The sequence below is a fragment of the Bradyrhizobium diversitatis genome (assembly GCF_016031635.1).
GTDB classification, from domain to species: domain Bacteria; phylum Pseudomonadota; class Alphaproteobacteria; order Rhizobiales; family Xanthobacteraceae; genus Bradyrhizobium; species Bradyrhizobium diversitatis.
In genome coordinates, this window is sequence record NZ_JACEGD010000057.1 from 1 (window position 1) to 18,496 (window position 18,496).

Annotated in this window: 17 protein-coding genes; 10 read left to right on the forward strand and 7 right to left on the reverse strand. The window is 63.8% G+C overall.

Annotated features, from left to right (window positions below):
• Positions 1 to 296 precede the first annotated feature (296 nt).
• The 3 genes from H1B27_RS36680 (at position 297) to H1B27_RS36690 (ending at position 3,927) form a co-directional block, all read left to right on the forward strand.
• Positions 297 to 2,039, forward strand: coding sequence for a flavin-containing monooxygenase (locus H1B27_RS36680; protein WP_376709023.1), 1,743 nt, complete (start codon positions 297 to 299; stop codon positions 2,037 to 2,039).
• A 150-nt stretch (positions 2,040 to 2,189) separates the two neighbouring features.
• The gene (locus tag H1B27_RS36685; protein WP_197969402.1) at positions 2,190 to 3,167 is read left to right on the forward strand and encodes a peptidyl-alpha-hydroxyglycine alpha-amidating lyase family protein; all 978 of its coding nucleotides are present in this window, start codon (positions 2,190 to 2,192) and stop codon (positions 3,165 to 3,167) included.
• A 202-nt stretch (positions 3,168 to 3,369) separates the two neighbouring features.
• The gene (locus H1B27_RS36690; RefSeq protein WP_061880676.1) at positions 3,370 to 3,927 is read left to right on the forward strand and encodes an HNH endonuclease; all 558 of its coding nucleotides are present in this window, start codon (positions 3,370 to 3,372) and stop codon (positions 3,925 to 3,927) included.
• 17 nt (positions 3,928 to 3,944) lie between these two features.
• Here H1B27_RS36690 and H1B27_RS36695 read toward each other — a convergent pair whose 3' ends face one another.
• Positions 3,945 to 4,826 carry a DMT family transporter gene (locus tag H1B27_RS36695; protein WP_197969403.1) on the reverse strand — a complete coding sequence of 294 codons (882 nt, stop codon included), beginning with the start codon at positions 4,824 to 4,826 and terminating at the stop codon, positions 3,945 to 3,947.
• A gap of 147 nt (positions 4,827 to 4,973) precedes the next feature.
• Here H1B27_RS36695 and H1B27_RS36700 point away from each other — a divergent pair, with 147 nt between their 5' ends.
• The 7 genes from H1B27_RS36700 (at position 4,974) to H1B27_RS36730 (ending at position 10,993) form a co-directional block, all read left to right on the forward strand.
• Positions 4,974 to 5,195, forward strand: a complete 222-nt coding sequence (locus H1B27_RS36700) for a dodecin (RefSeq protein WP_061880674.1) — start codon at positions 4,974 to 4,976, stop codon at positions 5,193 to 5,195.
• A gap of 33 nt (positions 5,196 to 5,228) precedes the next feature.
• Positions 5,229 to 5,894, forward strand: a complete 666-nt coding sequence (locus tag H1B27_RS36705) for a phosphoribosylanthranilate isomerase (protein WP_197969404.1) — start codon at positions 5,229 to 5,231, stop codon at positions 5,892 to 5,894.
• 303 nt (positions 5,895 to 6,197) lie between these two features.
• Positions 6,198 to 7,325 carry a TRAP transporter substrate-binding protein gene (locus H1B27_RS36710; RefSeq protein WP_061880672.1) on the forward strand — a complete coding sequence of 376 codons (1,128 nt, stop codon included), beginning with the start codon at positions 6,198 to 6,200 and terminating at the stop codon, positions 7,323 to 7,325.
• Positions 7,326 to 7,442: 117 nt separating this feature from the next.
• Positions 7,443 to 8,045: a TRAP transporter small permease subunit gene (locus H1B27_RS36715; RefSeq protein ID WP_197969405.1), complete on the forward strand. Its 603-nt coding sequence runs from the start codon at positions 7,443 to 7,445 to the stop codon at positions 8,043 to 8,045.
• Positions 8,042 to 9,391: a TRAP transporter large permease gene (locus tag H1B27_RS36720; RefSeq protein ID WP_197969406.1), complete on the forward strand. Its 1,350-nt coding sequence runs from the start codon at positions 8,042 to 8,044 to the stop codon at positions 9,389 to 9,391. The genes H1B27_RS36715 and H1B27_RS36720 overlap by 4 nt, the downstream gene beginning before the upstream one ends.
• A gap of 31 nt (positions 9,392 to 9,422) precedes the next feature.
• Complete coding sequence (locus H1B27_RS36725; protein WP_197969407.1) at positions 9,423 to 10,823, forward strand: amidase; 1,401 nt, start codon at positions 9,423 to 9,425, stop codon at positions 10,821 to 10,823.
• Positions 10,820 to 10,993, forward strand: coding sequence for a hypothetical protein (locus tag H1B27_RS36730; protein WP_156505161.1), 174 nt, complete (start codon positions 10,820 to 10,822; stop codon positions 10,991 to 10,993). Before H1B27_RS36725 ends, H1B27_RS36730 begins: the two co-directional genes overlap by 4 nt.
• Positions 10,994 to 11,034: 41 nt before the next feature.
• On the opposite strand, the gene H1B27_RS36735 is transcribed toward H1B27_RS36730, so the two are convergent.
• From H1B27_RS36735 to H1B27_RS36760, 6 genes are all read right to left on the reverse strand, one after another.
• On the reverse strand, positions 11,035 to 12,003 hold the full coding sequence (locus H1B27_RS36735; RefSeq protein ID WP_061880669.1) for an ABC transporter ATP-binding protein: 969 nt from the start codon (positions 12,001 to 12,003) through the stop codon (positions 11,035 to 11,037).
• Complete coding sequence (locus tag H1B27_RS36740; RefSeq protein WP_131868950.1) at positions 12,000 to 12,995, reverse strand: ABC transporter ATP-binding protein; 996 nt, start codon at positions 12,993 to 12,995, stop codon at positions 12,000 to 12,002. Before H1B27_RS36740 ends, H1B27_RS36735 begins: the two co-directional genes overlap by 4 nt.
• Positions 12,995 to 13,912 carry an ABC transporter permease gene (locus H1B27_RS36745; RefSeq protein ID WP_061880667.1) on the reverse strand — a complete coding sequence of 306 codons (918 nt, stop codon included), beginning with the start codon at positions 13,910 to 13,912 and terminating at the stop codon, positions 12,995 to 12,997. Before H1B27_RS36745 ends, H1B27_RS36740 begins: the two co-directional genes overlap by 1 nt.
• Complete coding sequence (locus H1B27_RS36750; protein ID WP_028178491.1) at positions 13,878 to 14,837, reverse strand: ABC transporter permease; 960 nt, start codon at positions 14,835 to 14,837, stop codon at positions 13,878 to 13,880. The genes H1B27_RS36745 and H1B27_RS36750 overlap by 35 nt, the downstream gene beginning before the upstream one ends.
• A 29-nt stretch (positions 14,838 to 14,866) precedes the next feature.
• Positions 14,867 to 16,657 carry a peptide ABC transporter substrate-binding protein gene (locus H1B27_RS36755; protein WP_197969408.1) on the reverse strand — a complete coding sequence of 597 codons (1,791 nt, stop codon included), beginning with the start codon at positions 16,655 to 16,657 and terminating at the stop codon, positions 14,867 to 14,869.
• Positions 16,658 to 16,917: 260 nt separating this feature from the next.
• On the reverse strand, positions 16,918 to 18,336 hold the full coding sequence (locus tag H1B27_RS36760; protein WP_197969409.1) for a M20 family metallopeptidase: 1,419 nt from the start codon (positions 18,334 to 18,336) through the stop codon (positions 16,918 to 16,920).
• Positions 18,337 to 18,496: the final 160 nt, after the last annotated feature.

Sequence of the window (18,496 nt, forward strand, 5' to 3'; positions counted from 1 at the left end):
CGTCGATCCAGTCCCAATCGACCTTGCCGGCAAGCTGAACCAGCTCGTGCTTCATATTGATGATCTGGTCCAGCCTGGCCCGGAACAGATCGCCCGATTCCGTCGTCCTGTGCTTCTTCGGTCGCATCGCCACCTCCGATGCGACGACGGAATCATGACTGGCGATTCGACGGAATCCTGAAAATGAAATTGCAAGGTTCCGATGCCCCAAGCATCAAAACCCTGCAATCGCAAAACAGCCCACAAAGACAAATGCGATTCTAGCTCAATCGCTTAGCCGCTCTTCACGGACGACTATTTCCATCGCCGCGCAAGGCTGGCTCGACGAATTCGAGCGCATCCTGGGCAGACCTGATCCCGCGACGCTAGACCCGCTCTTCCTCGCCGACGGCTTCTGGCGCGACGTGCTGGCGCTGAGCTGGAACCTGCAGACAATCGCGGGCCGCGATGCGATCACGCAGGAGCTGACGGCGCGCGCGCCCAAGGCGGCGCCGACTAGTTTGAATATCGCTCCGAACCGGGCGCCGCCGCGCTGGGTGACGCGGGCCGGCACCAACACCATCGAAGCGATCTTCCACTTCGAGACCGCGATCGGCCGCGGCAGCGGCATCGTGAGGCTCGTCCCTGACACGGCCGACGGCGACCGGTTGAAGGCATGGACGCTGCTGACCGCGCTCGACGAGCTCAAGGGCTTCGAAGAACAGCTCGGCGCCTCGCGCCCGCGCGGCCAGGCCTATTCGCGCGACTTTCGCGGGCCGAACTGGCTCGACCTGCGCAATGCCTCGCGCGACTATGCCGACCGCGATCCAGCCGTGCTGGTAGTCGGCGGCGGCCAGGCCGGGCTCGCAATCGCGGCGCGGCTGAAACAGTTGAAGGTCGACACGCTGATCGTCGATCGCGAGGCGCGGATCGGCGACAATTGGCGCAAGCGCTACCACGCACTGACCCTGCACAACCAGGTGCAGGTCAATCACCTGCCCTACATGCCGTTTCCGCCGAGCTGGCCGGTCTACATCCCCAAGGACAAGCTCGCCAACTGGTTCGAAGCCTATGTCGATGCCATGGAGCTGAACTTCTGGACCGGCACTGAGTTCGAAGGCGGCGCCTATGACGAGGCCAGCGGCCACTGGACCGTGACGCTACGCCGCTCCGACGGCAGCAAGCGTACCATGCATCCTCGTCACGTGGTGATGGCGACCGGCGTCAGCGGCATCGCCAATGTGCCCGATATCCCGACCCTCGACAATTTCAACGGCGCGCTGCTGCATTCCAGCCGCTACGAGGACGGCGAGAACTGGACAGGCAAGCGCGCCATCGTCATCGGTACCGGCAACAGCGGCCACGACATCGCGCAGGATCTCTATTCCAGCGGCGCCGAGGTGACGCTGGTGCAGCGTTCGCCGACGCTGGTCACCAATATCGAGCCGTCGGCGCAGCTCGCCTATGCGACCTATAATGAAGGCACGTTCGAGGACAATGATCTGATCGCGGCCTCGATGCCGACGCCGCTGGCGAAGACAACGCACGTGATGCTGACCGAGCAATCCAGGGAGCTCGACAAGGAGCTGCTCGATGGCCTCTCGCGCGTCGGCTTCAAGCTCGATTTCGGCGAGGCCGGCACCGGCTGGCAGTTCAAGTACCTCACCCGCGGCGGCGGCTATTATTTCAACGTCGGCTGCTCCAACCTGATCGTCGAGGGCAAGATCAAGCTCAGGCAGTTCTCCGACATCGAGAGCTTCGTCACGAACGGCGCGCGGATGACGGACGGCTCGATCATTGCCGCCGACCTCATCGTGCTCTCGACCGGCTACAAGCCGCAGGAATATCTAGTGCGTCAGCTGTTCGGCGATGCCATCGCCGACCGGGTCGGTCCGATCTGGGGCTTCGGCGACGGCTTCGAGCTCCGCAACATGTATGCCCGCACGAAGCAGCCCGGCCTCTGGTTCATCGCCGGCAGCCTCGCACAATGCCGGATCAACTCGAAATATCTCGCGCTCCAGATCAAGGCGGTCGAGGAAGGGATTTTGGGGCGAACATAGCTACAGCCGTCATTCCGGGGCGCGCGTCAGCGCGAGCCCGGAATCTATCCCATCGCGAAACCTGCTGCACAATGGATTCTCAGATGCGCAATTGCGCATCATAGTTCGCGACTTCGTCGCGCCCCGGAATGACAAAAGGAGAGACCACCCATGCCAGCCATTCTCGGCACCGGCGAACACCGCTACCGCGTCGTTGAAAACTTCGCGAAACTTCCCGACGGCTGGCAGCTCACCGACGTCGCCTCGGTCGCGGTCGACAGCAAGGATCGCGTCTACGTCTTCAACCGCGGCGCCCATCCGATGGTGGTGCTGGACCGCGACGGCAATTTCCTGCGCAGCTGGGGCGAAGGGCTGTTCTCCCGTGCGCACGGCCTGCACATCGATGCCGACGACAATCTCTATTGCACCGACGACGGCGACCACACCGTGCGCAAATGCACCACCGACGGCAAGGTGCTGCTGACGATCGGGATGCCGGCAAAGCCGGCGCCGTTCATGAGCGGCGAGCCGTTCCACCGCTGCACCCACACCGCGCTGTCGCCGAAGGGCGATATCTACGTCTCCGACGGCTACGGTAACGCGCGCGTGCACAAATTCACCCCCGACGGCAAGCTGATCAAAAGCTGGGGCGAGCCCGGCACCGACCCCGGCCAGTTCAACATCGTGCACAATATCGCGACCGATGCCGACGGCTGGGTCTATGTCGCCGACCGCGAGAACCACCGCGTGCAGGTGTTCAATGGCGAGGGCAAGTATGAGGCGCAGTGGAACAACCTGCACCGCCCCTGTGCGCTGTGCTGCTGCGGCGGGCCCAAGAAGCCGACCTTCGTCATCGGCGAGCTCGGCCCCGGCCTGGCCATCAACCGCAATGTGCCCAATCTCGGCCCGCGGCTGTCGATCGTGGACGCCAGGGGTAAGCGCATCGCGCGGCTCGGCGGCGAGGAGGGGCCGGGTGTCGCCAGCGGCAAATTCCTCGCCCCACATGGTATCGCGCTGGACTCGAAGGGCGACATCTATGTCGGCGAGGTCGGCGTCACCAATTGGGAGACGAGCTTTCCGGACGAGGAGATGCCGCCCGTCGTACGCGCGAGCCGCTGCTTGCAGAAGCTGGAGCGGGTACGGGAGTAGCTGCCGCGGGAGGCGGTCACGACGCGGGGCTGGCGGTTCCGTGCGCCCCCGGATCGCGGCATTTTGAGCGCTTTTGCCACCCCGCCGCCGCATTGCTTGCGCCTGAATAAGTCGCTCAACGGGCTTCACAATCCCGTCACGCTGCATGTAGTATGTCAGTACATGCTGCTTCGCAGCGTATATTGGAGGCCGGGAGCGTTACTTGAACGCACATGTCTCGCAAGGCAGTTGGCCGGTGTTGGTGCTGAATGCGGACTTCCGGCCGCTGAGTTACTACCCACTGTCGTTGTGGTCGTGGCAGGACGCGATCAAGGCGGTGTTCCTCGACCGCGTCAATATCGTCGCTCACTACGATCAGGCGGTCCACAGTCCCACGCTGCAGATGCAGCTGCCGAGCGTCGTCTCGCTCAAATCCTTCGTCAAGCCGACCACCCACCCCGCCTTCACCCGGTTCAACGTCTTCCTGCGCGATCGTTTCGCCTGCCAATATTGCGGCTCGCCCGAAGACCTCACCTTCGATCACATCATCCCGCGCAGCAAAGGCGGCCAGACCACCTGGGAGAACGTGGTCGCGGCGTGCTCGCCGTGTAACCTGCGCAAGGGCAATCTCACCCCGGCGCAGGCAAGGATGTTTCCGCGCCAGAACGCGTTCGCCCCCACCGTGCACCAGCTGCACCGCAACGGCCGACTCTTCCCGCCGAACTACCTGCACGACAGCTGGCTCGACTACCTGTACTGGGATACGGAGCTGGATCCGTAGGGGCGAGCCTCCGATCCTTATCCCAGCTGCAAGGCGAGCGTCACGCCGCCGAGCGTGAGCGCCATCGCCGTCCATTCGCGATAGCCCAGCGGCTCGCCCAGGATGATGGCGGCGGAGACCACGCCGATCACGGGCACGATCAGCATGCCGGTCGAGGCCGTGGTCGGTGGCAGACGGCGCAGCGTCTCGAACCAGGTGACGTAGCAGATGCCCATCGGCACCAGCGTCATATAGACGAAGCAGCCGAGCCCCAGCGGGGTAATCGCAGTGATATCAGGACGCTCGAACAGAACGCCGAGGATCAGCATCGCGGCGCAGCCGAGACCGACCTGCCAGGCGACGACGACCAGCGGCGGCATCGGCAGCGGCTTGCGGTTGAGCACGTTGCCGAGCGCGAACAGGATGGCGCAGAGCAGCGCCAGCACGATGCCGAGCAACTTGTCGGCGCCGAACGCAAAGCCGTTGCCGCTCAGAAGCAGCGTGACGCCGGCAACGCCAAGGACCAGCCCGAAAATATCCCTTGCGGCAGGCCGCGTATGCAGCACCGGCCAGGCAAACAGCATCGCCCAGATCGGCATCGTATAGGCGAGCAGAGCGCCCTCGCTCACGGTGACATATTTCATGGCGACCGTGCCGAGACCCATCCAGGCAAAGACGTTGGTGAAGGTCGCAAACAGCAGCCTCGGGATGGCCTCGCGCGGCACGGCGAACGATTCCTTCCGGCTCAGCGCGAGGGTGCCGAGAATGAGGGAGGCGCAGATCCCGGCAAGGCCACGTGCGAACAGGGGCGGCCATTGCTGGAGCAACAGCTTCATGAGCGGCCAGTTCAACGCCCAGCCGAACGCCGTCGCGCAGAGGCAGAGAGAGCCGATCGTCCTGTCGCGCCGCGCCGAATCCATGGATAGCGCTTAGCAGGCGGACGCCGGCCGCTCCACCTCGGCTGGTGCATGCGGGCCATCGCGCAGGACGGAACCGGACCGCCTGGCGCTCGTTCAAATGGGAGCACACGCGTCGATGCGTGCCGCAGCGCAACCAGGGAGGCCATCATGCCTGCAGCCGAGAGAGATCATGTCTACAAGATCCTGGACCTGGTCGGATCGTCCGAGACGTCGATCGAGGACGCGATCAAGAACGCGATCAGCCGCGCGTCGAAGACCATTCGCGAGATGAAATGGTTCGAGGTGGTGCAGACCCGCGGCCACATCGAGAATGGCGCGGTTCGGCACTATCAGGTGACCTTGCGTGTCGGATTCACGCTGGAAGAGTGATTCCATCTTCGCCGTTGCGGCCGACACTTCACCATGCTGACCCAGATCTACGAAATTTCCAGCCCGGACGAAGCGCGCGCCGTCTCGGAGATCGGAATTGATCACGTCGGTATCCTGGTCGGCGACGGCGAATTTCCGCGCGAACTGCCGCTCGCTCTGGCGGCGGACATCGCCGCTACGATCGTGACGCCGGCAAGATTTTCAGCGCTGTTTCTCACGGCGCGAGCGGCGTTGATCATCGAATGGGCAAGGATGTTGAAGCCTGCGATCGTTCATCTCGGAGCGGCCCCCGAACTGCTCGGGGCCGCAGAGGTCGCCATGATCAAGGCCGCGCTGCCCGATCGTCTGATCATGCGGAGCGTGCCGGTTTATGGCGAGGAGAGCGTCGAGATCGCCCGGAGCTATGCGCACATAGCGGACTATCTTCTGCTCGACAGTCATCGCCCCTCCGACAGGCAGATCGGTGCGATCGGCTTGCCGCACGACTGGAGCATCAGCCGCCGGATCGTCGAACTGGTCGGTATCCCCATCATCCTGGCCGGAGGCTTGGGTCCTGACAACGTCGCAAAGGCCATCAGCGTGGTCGGGCCGGCGGGCGTGGACTCGAAGACAAGGACAGACAAGGAAGGCACGCACGCCAAGGATCTGGCGCGCGTGCGGCTATTCCATGAAGCTGCGCGAGCCGCCGGGGGCAATTAGCTGGCCTACCCTTCCGTCCCTCCTGCCGCGCTGACAGCTTCTCTTCGGCCCTGCACGCGGCTTTCCGAAGTCTGAGAGGACGTCTGCATATTTGCTGCGCTGCGACACGCGACCGCTCTATGCGGCTGCTGCAAATCGAAAGCTCGCCAACATCCAAAGATGCGACATCGCGAGGCTTGTCGGATGCCGACAATGCGTCCAGACTGTGATCAAAGTCGCTGGAATGCGGCATACCTCCAGCGGTCAACAACGACAAGCGCGCCGAAACGCGTTCGAACAATCAGGCCGCCAGGGAGGACGTCCATGACTGCAAAGTCCGAAAAGACCAGAACAACTCGTCGCAAATTCCTGCTGGCCGCCGGCGCGACCGGCGCTGCTGCCATCGCCATGCCGCAAGTCAGCCGCGCGCAAACGGTGGCCCTCAAGATGCAGGGCTCGTGGGGCAAGGCCGATGTCTTCAACGAAATGGCCGAAGATTATGTGAAGCGCGTCAACGATATGGCCGGAGGTCGGCTGCGCATCGACTATCTGGTCGGCGGCTCGGTCGTGCATCCGTTCCAGGTCTTCGACGGCGTTCATGGCGGCCAGATCGACGCGGCACACACGGTGACGGTCTACTGGTACGGCAAGCACAAGGCCGCCTCGCTGTTCGGCACGGGCCCGGTGTTCGGCTTCAACGCCAACGAAGGTCTCGGCTGGATCCACAACGGCGGCGGCAAGGAGCTGTTCGAGGAGCTCCAGACCAAGATCATGAACGTCAACATCAAGAGCTTCTTCGCCATGCCGATGCCGACCCAGCCGCTCGGCTGGTTCAAGAAGCCGATCACCAGCGACGCCGATCTCAAGGGCTTGAAGTATCGCACGGTGGGTCTGGCCGCCGATCTCTTCCAGGCGATGGGTGCATCCGTCGCGCAGCTCCCCGGTGGCGAGATCGTGCCCGCGATGGAGCGCGGCGTGATCGACGGATTCGAGTTCAACAATCCGACCTCTGACCGGCGCTTCGGCGCGCAGGATGTCGCCAAGAACTACATGATGGGCAGTCATCATCAGGCGACGGAATATTTCGAGATCATGTTCAACCGGACCAAATTCAACGCGCTGCCGAAGGAACAGCAGGCGATCCTGCAATACGCCGCCGAAGCCGTGTCGTCCGCCAACGAATGGAAGGCCATGGATTATTATTCGAAGGACCTGCAGGAGCTGATCAACAAGGACAAGGTCAACGTCCAGCGAACGCCGAAGTCGGTGTTCGACGCGCAGATCAAGGCGTGGGACGGTTTGATCGCCCAGCTCGGCTCGGACCCGTTCATGAAGAAGGTGATGGACTCGCAGAAGGAATGGGTCCGCCGCGTGGTTTACTACAACATGAACAACGCGACGGACTACCGCGGCGCCTTCGAGCATCACTTCCCGGGCGTGCTCAAGGTCTGACAGCTGCCGCAGCGCACCGCGTGGGGCCGTATCGTGAGGGGGCGGCGCAATTGAAGCGCCGCCCGCGAATTGGGAGGGGGACATCCGGATGGTCTGCTCGCAGCGAGTTCGGCTCGCATGACGAAATTCCTGTTCTTCATCGATGAGCTCAGCACGTGGGTGGGCAAGGCATTCGCCTGGCTGATCCTCGTCCTTACGCTGGGTGTCAGCTACGAGGTGTTCGTGCGCTACGTCCTGCGTGCGCCGACCACATGGGCTTTCGACATCAGCTACATCACCTATGGCGCGATGTTCCTGATGGCCGGCGCGTATACGCTCTCGCGAAACGGCCATGTTCGCGCCGACGTGGTCTACCGCCTGTGGTCGCCGCGCACCCAGGCGACGATGGACCTCGTGCTGTATATCCTGTTCTTCCTGCCGGCGATCGCCGCGCTGATGTATTCGGGCTGGAACTACGCCCAGATGTCGGTTCGCTTCCGCGAAGTCAGCATCTTCAGTCCGGCCGGCGTGCCGGTGTTTCCGCTGAAGGCGCTGATCCCTCTCACCGGCTTCCTTCTGTTCCTGCAAGGGTTCGCCGAAATCATTCGCTGTGTGCTCTGCATCCGCGCCGGCCGATGGCCGCAACGCCTGCACGACGTGGAAGAGACCGAGAGCCTCGTCATCCGCGAACATCAGCAGCACGCGGCTGAGCCGCAGAGCGAGAAGGGACCAGGCGCATGACCGATCCTCAACTCGGCATGCTGATGCTCGGCCTCTTCATCTTCATCATCATGCTCGGCTTCCCGATCGCGTTCACGCTGATGGCGATGGGCGTCTCGTTCGGCTACTATGCCTACTACACTCCCGGTCAGGACTTCTTCCAGAACCGCATCTTCACGCTTCTGGTGCAGAAGACGTTCGAGGTCACATCCAGCGATGTGCTGGTTGCGGTTCCGCTGTTCCTGTTCATGGGCTATCTGATCGAGCGCGCAAACATCCTCGACCGCCTGTTCTACTCGCTGCAGCTGTCGATGAAGAACGTGCCGGGCGCGCTGGCGGTGGCAACGCTGATCACCTGCGCGATGTTCGCGACCGCGACCGGCATCGTCGGCGCGGTTGTCACGCTGATGGGCCTGCTGGCCTTGCCAGCGATGCTGCGCGCCGGCTACGACGTCAAGCTGTCGGCAGGCGTCGTCTGCGCCGGCGGCTGCCTCGGCATCCTGATTCCGCCGAGCATTCTCCTGATCGTCTATGCGGCAACCGCCGGCGTCTCGGCGGTCAAGCTTTACGCGGCCGCGTTCTTTCCGGGATTCATGCTGGCCGGCTTCTACGTCCTCTATGCGATGACACGCGCGATCATCAATCCCGCGCTCGCGCCGAAGCTGCCGCGTGAGCAGACCGACGTGCCGCTCAGCACGGTAATCTGGGCGCTCGCCACATCGTTCCTGCCGCTGGCGTTGCTGATCGTTTCGGTGCTCGGGGCGATCCTGTTCGGCCTGGCGACGCCATCCGAGGCGGCCGCGGTAGGCGCCCTCATGAGCATCGTTCTGGCCGCCGCCTACCGTTCGCTCAACTTCACGATGATGCGCGAATCGGTCTATCTGACCGTGCGTGCCACCGCGATGGTCTGTTACCTGTTCATCGGGTCGTGGACGTTCTCGGCGGTGTTTGCCGTCCTCGGCGGACAGACCGTGGTCGAGCAGTTCTTCGCCGCGATGAACCTGTCGCCGATCGGGTTCCTGCTGTTGACCCAGCTGATCATCTTCCTGCTCGGCTGGCCGCTGGAATGGACCGAGATCATTATCATCTTCGTGCCGATCTTCCTGCCGCTGCTGCCCCAATACGGCATCGATCCGATCTTCTTCGGCATCCTGGTGGCACTGAACACACAGACGGCGTTCAACACGCCGCCGGTTGCGATGGCGGCCTTCTATCTGAAGGGCGTAGCGCCGCCTCAAGTGAAGCTGACCGACATCTTCTCCGGCGCACTTCCCTTTGTCGGCCTGGTTTTCCTCACCATGGCACTGGTCTACATCTTCCCGGGGATCGCATTGTGGTTGCCCACCTATCTCTATGGATCGCGATGAACGCGCCTGGCAAACCGACGAAAGGCCGCGCATGAGTCTCAACGCGCTCGGCCTCATGGAAGCTGCGGCTGGCATCCGCGACGGCCGGCTCAGTTCGGCTGAGCTCGTCGGCGACTGCCTCAAGCGCATCGACGAGGTCGATCGCGATATCCATGCATGGGCGTTTCTCGATCGCGACCACGCGATGCGGCAGGCGGAGGCTGCTGACGATCGTCGCAAGCAGGGCAAGGCCACAGGCCCGCTGCATGGCGTGCCAGTGGGCATCAAGGATATCTTCGACACCGGCGACATGCCGACGGAATTCGGATCAGAGCTTTGGGCCGGACGCACGCCGCGGCGCGATGCGGCGGCCGTGGCGCGTCTGCGGGCGGCAGGCGCCGTGATCCTCGGCAAGACGGTGACCACCGAGTACGCGTACTACAATCCAGGCAAGACCCGAAATCCGCACAACCCAGATCACACGCCCGGCGGATCGTCCTCCGGCTCAGCCGCGGCCGTCGCGGCGCTGATGGTGCCAGGCGCTGTCGGATCGCAGACCAACGGCTCGGTGATCCGTCCTGCCGCCTTCTGCGGCGTGGTCGGTTTCAAGCCCTCGCACGGCCTCATTCCGCGCAGCGGCGCGCTCGAATTGTCGCGCACACTCGATCATGTCGGCGTGTTCGGGCGCAGCGTGGAGGACGTGGCCCTGCTGGCCGAGGTCATGGTCGACTTCGACCGGGAGGATTTGGACACGCGACCTGTTGCCCGCCCGCCATTCTCTGCGGTAGCGGCGAGCGAGCCGCCATTGCCGCCGCGATTTGCCTTCGTGCGCTCTCCGGTCTGGGATCAGGCCGAGCCAGTGGCACGTGAGGCCTTTGCCGAGCTTGTCGAGGCTTTGGGCGAGGCTTGCAGCGAAGTCGAGCTTGGGCCGAGCTTCGATAGAGCCGTCGATATGCACCGTATCATCATGGAAGTTGACATGGCGCACAATCTGCGGCGCGACTACCAGCGAGGCGGCGACAAGCTGAGCACGCATCTACGCCAGGTGATCGAGCGCGGCCGCGCGCATCTCGCGGTGGACTACTGCAGCGCCCTGGCCGGGATTGCGCCGCTCAACCAGGCTCTGGACCAAATTTTCGACGAGTACGACGCCGTCCTGACGCCCGCGGCGCCGGGTGCGGCGCCCGGCATTGAAACGACCGGCAACCCGGTTTTCTGCACCCTCTGGACCTATCTCGGCGTACCCGCCATCAGCCTGCCATTGATGCGTTCCGAAGCCGGCCTTCCGTTGGGCGTCCAGCTCGTCGGCCGCCCCGGCAACGATGCCCGCCTCTTGCGCACGGCAAGCTGGCTCGTCAGGAATATCGGGCGCGCTCGTGGCAGCGCTCGGCGCAACGTCCCGAGCGCCGGGACGAACTCGGCTCCCGGCGCAGAGAAAAGGAAAGTGCGATGACCAATCTGATCACCGGACTCATCGGCCTTTCGCTTATGATGACCTTTCTTGGAATCCTGGTGGTTTGGATCAAGGCCATCCCGCTCATCGTCATTGTGGTTGGCGTGGTGATCCTGGCGGTGATCGATTTCGTCCAGTCACTGCGGACGACGAACGGCACGCCTCGCTGACCGCCAGAAATCGTCCTCGCACGGCATGTCGCGCCGCACCGTCACACCAGGTGACACGCCGCAAAATGCCCCGCCGCCCCCTCCTTCAGCACCGGCGCGCTCTCCGCGCAACGCGGCTGGGCGATCGGGCAGCGGGTGTGGAAGTGGCAGCCCGATGGCGGCTTCATCGGGCTCGGCACGTCGCCCTTGAGGCGGATACGCTCACGCTTCAGCTTGGGATCGGGCACCGGCACCGCCGACAACAGCGCCCTGGTGTAGGGATGCTGCGGATTGCGGTAGAGATCGCTCGCCTTCGCCAGCTCGACGATGCGGCCGAGATACATCACCGCGACGCGATCGGAGATGTGCTCGACCACCGAGAGATCGTGCGCGACGAAGAGATAGGTCAGGTTCAACTCGGCCTGGAGGTCTTCCAGGAGGTTGATCACCTGGGCCTGGATCGACACGTCGAGCGCGGAGACCGGCTCGTCGCAGACGATCAGCTTCGGCTCGACCGCCAGCGCGCGCGCGATCACGATGCGCTGGCGCTGGCCGCCGGAGAATTCGTGCGGATAGCGCCGCATGTGCTCGGCCTTGAGCCCGACCTTGACCAGCAGGCTCGCGACGCGCTCCTCGCGCTCCTTGGTGGAGGTCGCGAGATTATGGATGGTGAAGGCCTCGCCGAGGATGGCGCCGACCGTCATGCGCGGATTGAGCGAAGCGAACGGGTCCTGGAACACCAGCTGCATGTTCCGCCGCATCGCGCGCAGATCGTTGCCACTGAGCTGGCGTACGTCCTGGCCGTCGAAGGTGACCTCGCCGTCGGTCGGCTCGATCAGGCGCAGCACGCAGCGGCCCGTCGTCGACTTGCCGCAACCGGATTCGCCGACGAGACCGAGCGTCTCGCCGCGATTGACCGAGAACGATACGCCGTCGACCGCATAGACGGTGCCGACCTGGCGCGACAGCAGGCCGCCGAGCACGGGGAAATGTTTTTTCAGGCCGCTGACGCGCAGCAACGGTTCGCTCATGCCGCACCTCCCAGGCTGGTATCTCCCAAGTGACAGGCCATGCGATGGCCGGGCGCGACCTCGCGCAGCAGCGGCTCCTTCTCGGTGCAGACGTTCATCGCGAACTTGCAGCGCGGGGCAAAGCGGCAGCCGACCGGCGGATTGATCAGGATCGGTACCGAGCCGCCGATCGCTTCCAGCCGCGTCTTGTGCTCGCTGTCGAGATCGATGCGCGGGATCGAGCGGATCAGGCCTTGCGTATAGGGATGGCGGGGATCGCCGAAGAGCTCGTCGACGGCCGCCTCCTCCACCACCTTGCCGGCATACATCACGACGACGCGCTGCGCCGTCTCGGCGACGACGCCCATGGCATGGGTGATCAACATCACCGCCATGCCGAAGCGTTCCTTCATGTCCTGCAAGAGGTCGAGGATCTGCGCCTGGATGGTGACGTCGAGCGCGGTGGTCGGCTCGTCGGCGATGATCAACTTCGGCTTGCAGGCGAGCGCCATCGCGATCATCACGCGCTGGCGCATGCCGCCGGAGAATTGGTGCGGGTAGTTGTGCACGCGGCCTTCGGCATTGGGGATCTGCACCAGCTTCAGCATCTCGATGGTGCGTTCCAGGGCCTGCTTTCTCGTCACCGCCTCGTGGCGGCGCAGGCTCTCGGCGATCTGCTCGCCGATGGTGAGCACCGGATTGAGCGAGGTCATCGGCTCCTGGAAGATGAAGCCGATCTCCTTGGCGCGGATCTCGTCGAGCTGATTGCTGGTCAGCGGCACGAGATCGCGCCCCTCGAAAATGATCTGGCCCGCCGCGATCCGGCCCGGCGGCATCGCGATCAGCTTCAGGATCGACATCGCGGTGACGGTCTTGCCGCAGCCGGACTCGCCGACGACGCAGAGCGTCTCCCCCCTGTTGATGGAGATGTCGACGCCGTCGACGGCCTGGAGGATACCGTCGTCGGTGGAAAAGTGGGTTTTCAGGCCCTTGATCTCGAGCAGCGGCGCCATCAGATCACCCGTCGCGCATCGAGCGCGTCACGCAGGCCGTCGCCGATGAAGTTGATGGCGACCACCGCGATGAAGATCGCGCCGCCCGGAAACAGCGCCCAGTGCGGGCCGATATCGAGGAAATCCTTGGCATCGTACAGCAGTCGGCCCCAGGTCGGGGTGTCAGGCGGAAAGCCGAGGCCGAGGAAGGACAGCGTCGATTCCGCGATGATGGCGGCCGCAACGTCGATGGTGCCGGCGATGATCACCGGACCGAGCGCATTTGGCAGAATGTGCTTAACAACCTGCCGCAGCGGACTTGCACCGAGCGCACGTGCAGCCTCCACGAATTCCTTTTCGCGGATCGACAGGAACTGCGCGCGCACCAGGCGCGCGACCGGCATCCAGCGGAGTCCCCCGATCACCAGCACGATCAGGATGAAGATGCCGCCCTCAGGGCCGAACACCTGCTTCAGCCCGTCGCGGAAGAGATAGATCAGCAGCAAGAGCAGCGGCAGTTGCGGCAGCGACAGGAACAGATCCGTGAGCCACATCAGGCCATGGCCGAGCGCGCCGCGCGACATGCCGGCCAGCGCGCCGATCAGCACGCCGATAAAGACCGAGACCAGCATCGCGGCAAGGCCGACGGCGAGCGAGATGCGCCCGCCATAGATCATGCGGGCGAGGATGTCCTGCCCGAGATCGTCGGTGCCGAACGGATGGGCCAGCGACGGCCCCTGCATACCCGCCACAATGTCGATCTCGTCGATCTTGACCCGCCAGACGAACGGACCGAACACCACCGCCAGGACAAGAACCAGGAGCAGGAACGCGCTGACGACGGCAAGCTTGTGGCGGCTGTAGCGCCGCCACGTCTCGCGCCAGGGCGAGTAGACCCGCCGTTCAGCGGAGGGAGATGCGAGGGTCAAGCCAGCCATACAGGACGTCCGCGATGAGATTGAACAGCACGACCAGGCACGCGAAGACGAAGGTGACGGCCATCACCACCGGCGTGTCGTTGGAAAGAATGGAGGAGATCAGCAGCGAGCCGATGCCGGGGATGCGGAAGATCTGCTCGGTGACGATGGCGCCGCCGAACACCGCGGGCATCTGCAACGCGATCAGCGTCACGACCGGGATCATGGCGTTGCGCATCACATGTTTGACGATGACCGTGGCCTGGCCAAGTCCCTTCGCACGGGCCGTGGTCACGTAGTCGAGCCGGATCACGTCGAGCATCGCCGAACGGACGAAGCGCGTCATCGACGCCGCCTGGAACAGGCCGAGCACCGCCACCGGCATGATCGCCTGCCTGATCATCTCCAGCACCCAGCGGATTCCGGTTGCCTTGATGTCGGTGGTATAGACGAAAGGCAGCCAGTCCAGCGTGACCGAAAAGATCAGGATGAACAGAATGCCGGTGAAGAAGGTCGGCAGCGAGAAGCCGACGAAGGCGAGCGTATTCGCGATCTGGTCGAACAGCGAATACGGCCTGGTCGCGGCATAGACCCCGACGGGGATCGCGATCAGGAGCGCCAGGATCTGCGCCGAGCCGATCACGTAGAGCGTGGCCGGCAGGCGCTGGAGGATCAACTGGTCGACGTCCATCCGGCTGACGAAGGAGAAACCCCAGTCGCCGTGCAGCATGGCGTTGAGCCAGTGCAGGTAACGGAGATAGATCGGATCGTCGAGGCCGAATTTGGCCCGAAGTGCGGCCTGAACCTCGGGCGGCACGTTCGGGTTGGTCGCCAGTTCGGAGAACGGATCGCCGGGGGCAAGCGCGAGCACGACGAACAGCACGACCGAGATTCCGAGCAGGCTCGGAATCGCGATCAGGAGGCGACGCAGGACGTATTGACTCATGAGGGAAGGCCCCGTCTAGAGCTGGGGGATCATTCCTCGCGGTACCAGTCGAACAGGTTGTCGGTCTCGTTGGCCCAACCCGAGATCACCGGACGCAGGTTATTCGCGGCCGCCTCCACCTTGAGACGATGCATCACGGGGATGAACACCGTGTCCTGCCACATCAGATCGTTAGCCTTGATATAGAGCGCCGCGCGCTTGACCGGATCCATCTCCATATCGGCAGCGTTGATCACCGCGTCATAGTCCTTGTTGACCCAGCGCGGGAAGTTCGTGCCCTGCCACTTGTTCTCCTTGGTCGCGACGCTGGTGGACAGGTAGCGGCGCATGTGCTGCGACGGATCCGGTTGGCTGAGCGGGATCTGGAACATCTCGATGTCGGCGTAGAACTTTGGATAGGTGTCGGGGTTGGCGACGTCGGACGAGAAAAACACCGAAGCTACCACCGACTTCAGCTCGACCTCGATGCCGGCCTTCTGGCAGGCCTGCTTGACGATGGCCTGGGTCTTCTGGCGCGGACCATTGATGGAGGTCTGGTACAGGATCTTCAGCTTCTTGCCGTCCTTCTCGCGGATGCCGTCGGCACCGGGCTTCCAGCCGGCGTCGTCGAGCATCTTGGCGGCTTTCTCGATGTTGAATTCCCAGCTCGTGTTCTTGGAGACGAACTTTTCAGGGCCGTTGAGGAAGTTCGCGGTGGTGCGGCCGGCGCGGCCGTAGATCGCCTTCTTGACGGACTCGCGATCGACCAGCAGCGACAGCGCCTTGCGCACGACGGGATCCGAGAACAGCGGATGCTTGGTCTTCATCGACGAACGTTCGCCGTCGACCTCGACGTTCGGATCGGTGAAATTGAGCGCGATGAACTCGGTATCGCCGCCGACGGCATAGACGGTCTTGCCCTTGCCGCCCTTTTCCAGACGCAGCAGCACGTCGTCCTCGACTTGGATATTCCAGCCGAAATCATACTCGCCGGTCTGGATCACGGCGCGTGCCGCCGAGACGGCGTCACCGCCGCCCTTCATCTCGAGCGTATCGAAATAGGGCCGGTTGGCCATGTGATAGTCGGGATTGATCACGCCGCGGATGAGATCGCCCGGCTTGAACTCGACGAACTTGTAGGGCCCGGTCCCCACAGGCGCGAGGTTGGTCGGAGCCTCGCGCGATTTGGAGCCGATGAAATCGGCAAAGAGATGCTTCGGCAGGATTTGCCCGGTCGCACCGACGAAGGCGTCGGCCCAAAATGGCGTCGGCTTCGGGAAGGTAATCTTGACCGTGAGATCGTCGATCTTCTCGACAGTGAGGTCGCGATAGGTTGCGATGGTCACGGCCGCAGTGGCCGGATCCTTGATGTACTGCCACGTGAATACGACATCGTCGGCCGAGAACGGCTTGCCGTCATGCCACTTCACGCCAGGCTTCAGCTTCCACGTCACCGACTTGCCGTCGGCGGCGAGCTGGCCGTTCTGGACCGAGGGAATTTCGGTCGCCAGCACCAGCTTCATGTTGCCGTCGGGATCCCAGCAGGCGAGCGGTTCGTAGAACAGGCGCGAGCCGTCCTGGTCCTTGGTGCCGGTGGCGAAATGCGGATTGAGCAAGGTCGGGCCCTGCCACCACAACAGCTTCAGCGCACCGCCGCCGCCGCGTTTGGTCGGCTTGTAGGTGGATGCGCCCTGGGCCATGGCGACACCGCCGAGCGCGAGGATCTGGTTGGCCAGCGGTGCGGTCAGGCCAACGGCGGCCATGCACTGGATGAAGGCGCGGCGATCCATCCGCCCGTCCTTCACCTGGCCGATCATCGAACGCAGTTCTTTATCCAGCATGGTTGTCCCCCGTCTGGTTCCGACATGGATGCAGGCGGCCGCAAGAGGCGACCGCCGGGTTTGGCTGGCGGTAGATGGCACACCGAATGGGGTGCACGTCAACTGGGACCGTGTGTATGCAAACGGTCTTCTGGCTGTCCGTTGGGCAAAATCGCGTTCCGCAGCCCATCCGTTCGGCAATCCAGCATAAAAACGTGCTGGATTGCGCGCTGCACTGCGGAAAATTTGTTCGCCGCATCCGACGAAGTATCGAGGTGAAATTACCCGACGGACATGTCGAGCGGCGGCGCGACGTGATCCGGCAGCGGACAGATATAAGGTGTCTTGGCCGTCCGCTTTTGAAGGTCCGCCTTGGCGGCCTTGATCAGCTCCGGTTCCGTCAGTGCCTTGATCCCGAGACCAGCCATCGCCTTGGCCGCCTGCACCATGGCCTTGTGGGCATGTGAGCTCTTGCCCTGCGCGACCACCTGCCAGGTGTGGAAGGGCGTGCCGATCGCAACCGTGGGTGCGTGAACCTGCACGGTCGGCACCACCCAGCTCACGTCGCCGACATCGGTCGAACCGACCAGCGGGTTGCGCTTGGCATCGAGCGGCACCAGGAAGTCGGCCAGCGGCCGGTCGGTCGGCTCCATGCCGATCGCATAATAGACCGACGAGATGTCCTTGTCGCTCAGCGTCGCACGGATCTGGCTGGCAAAGCTCTTGTCCGCGTCGTCGAAATGCGGCGGTCCGAGTTCTTCCATCACCTGGTGCAGTGCCTGTTCCAGCGGCGCGTTCGGCAGGATGTTGGAGACCGCCGAGATGATCTTCATCTCGACCTTGGTCTCGGTCATCAACGCGGCGCCCTGCGCGATCTTGGAGACGCGCTCGACCAGCTCGTTCATGCCGGGAAGGTCACGGGCGCGAATCGAATAGCGCACGCGCGCATGCGCCTGCACCACGTTCGGCGCGATGCCGCCGGTGTCGAGCAAAGCATAGTGCACGCGGGCATCGCTCGGCATGTGCTCGCGCATGTAGTTCACGCCGACATTCGTCAATTCCACCGCGTCGAGCGCCGAGCGGCCGAGATGCGGCGAGGCGGCCGCATGCGAGGTACGGCCGGTGAAGATGAAATCCGCGCGCGTATTGGCGAGCGACGGCGTCACCGCGACTTCCCAGAAGCTGTGCGGATGCCAGGTGATGGCGATGTCGGCGTCTTCGAACGCGCCGGAGCGCACCATGAAGGCCTTTGCCGCGCCGCCTTCTTCCGCAGGGCAGCCGTAATAGCGCACGCGGCCCGGCACCTTGTTCTCGGCCAGCCAGTCCTTCACCGCGGTCGCGGCGAGCAGCGCGGCGGAACCGAGCAGATTGTGACCGCAACCATGGCCATGGCCGCCGGTCTCGACCGGGCGATGCTCGGCGACACCCGCCTCCTGGCTGAGGCCCGGCAGCGCGTCGTATTCACCCATGAAGGCGATGACCGGACCACCCTCGCCCCACTCGCCCATCACCGCAGTCGGGATGCCGGCGACGTTCTCGGTGATCCGGAATCCCTGATGGCGCAGCTCGGCGAGATGCTCGGCGGCGGACCGCGCCTCGGTGTAGCAGACCTCGGGCATGCCCCAGACCCTGTCGCTGAGGTCGATGAAACGTGCCTTGATCGTATCGATGCCACGCCAGATGTCGCTGCGATTGTCCATGCTTGTCGTCCGTGATCCCAAGGTCAAACGAAGCGGCGATGGTTAGCAGCTTCGCTATGCGGCGCCTAGCATTCCGCCGGACAGCAGCCATGCGGCCGGTGCCGGTTCGCACGGACGTCCGATCCACGAGGTATCTTCGCGCCTTTCGAAGATTTCACGC

Excerpts from the sequence above, each read along its gene's own strand:
- H1B27_RS36685 (WP_197969402.1), top strand. The coding sequence starts at position 2,190 with ATGCCAGCCATTCTCGGCACCGGCGAACACCGCTACCGCGTCGTTGAA.
- H1B27_RS36695 (WP_197969403.1), bottom strand. The coding sequence starts at position 4,826 with ATGGATTCGGCGCGGCGCGACAGGACGATCGGCTCTCTCTGCCTCTGC.
- H1B27_RS36700 (WP_061880674.1), top strand. The coding sequence starts at position 4,974 with ATGCCTGCAGCCGAGAGAGATCATGTCTACAAGATCCTGGACCTGGTC.
- H1B27_RS36705 (WP_197969404.1), top strand. The coding sequence starts at position 5,229 with ATGCTGACCCAGATCTACGAAATTTCCAGCCCGGACGAAGCGCGCGCC.
- H1B27_RS36710 (WP_061880672.1), top strand. The coding sequence starts at position 6,198 with ATGACTGCAAAGTCCGAAAAGACCAGAACAACTCGTCGCAAATTCCTG.
- H1B27_RS36715 (WP_197969405.1), top strand. The coding sequence starts at position 7,443 with ATGACGAAATTCCTGTTCTTCATCGATGAGCTCAGCACGTGGGTGGGC.
- H1B27_RS36720 (WP_197969406.1), top strand. The coding sequence starts at position 8,042 with ATGACCGATCCTCAACTCGGCATGCTGATGCTCGGCCTCTTCATCTTC.
- H1B27_RS36725 (WP_197969407.1), top strand. The coding sequence starts at position 9,423 with ATGAGTCTCAACGCGCTCGGCCTCATGGAAGCTGCGGCTGGCATCCGC.
- H1B27_RS36730 (WP_156505161.1), top strand. The coding sequence starts at position 10,820 with ATGACCAATCTGATCACCGGACTCATCGGCCTTTCGCTTATGATGACC.
- H1B27_RS36735 (WP_061880669.1), bottom strand. The coding sequence starts at position 12,003 with ATGAGCGAACCGTTGCTGCGCGTCAGCGGCCTGAAAAAACATTTCCCC.
- H1B27_RS36740 (WP_131868950.1), bottom strand. The coding sequence starts at position 12,995 with ATGGCGCCGCTGCTCGAGATCAAGGGCCTGAAAACCCACTTTTCCACC.
- H1B27_RS36745 (WP_061880667.1), bottom strand. The coding sequence starts at position 13,912 with ATGGCTGGCTTGACCCTCGCATCTCCCTCCGCTGAACGGCGGGTCTAC.
- H1B27_RS36750 (WP_028178491.1), bottom strand. The coding sequence starts at position 14,837 with ATGAGTCAATACGTCCTGCGTCGCCTCCTGATCGCGATTCCGAGCCTG.
- H1B27_RS36755 (WP_197969408.1), bottom strand. The coding sequence starts at position 16,657 with ATGCTGGATAAAGAACTGCGTTCGATGATCGGCCAGGTGAAGGACGGG.
- H1B27_RS36760 (WP_197969409.1), bottom strand. The coding sequence starts at position 18,336 with ATGGACAATCGCAGCGACATCTGGCGTGGCATCGATACGATCAAGGCA.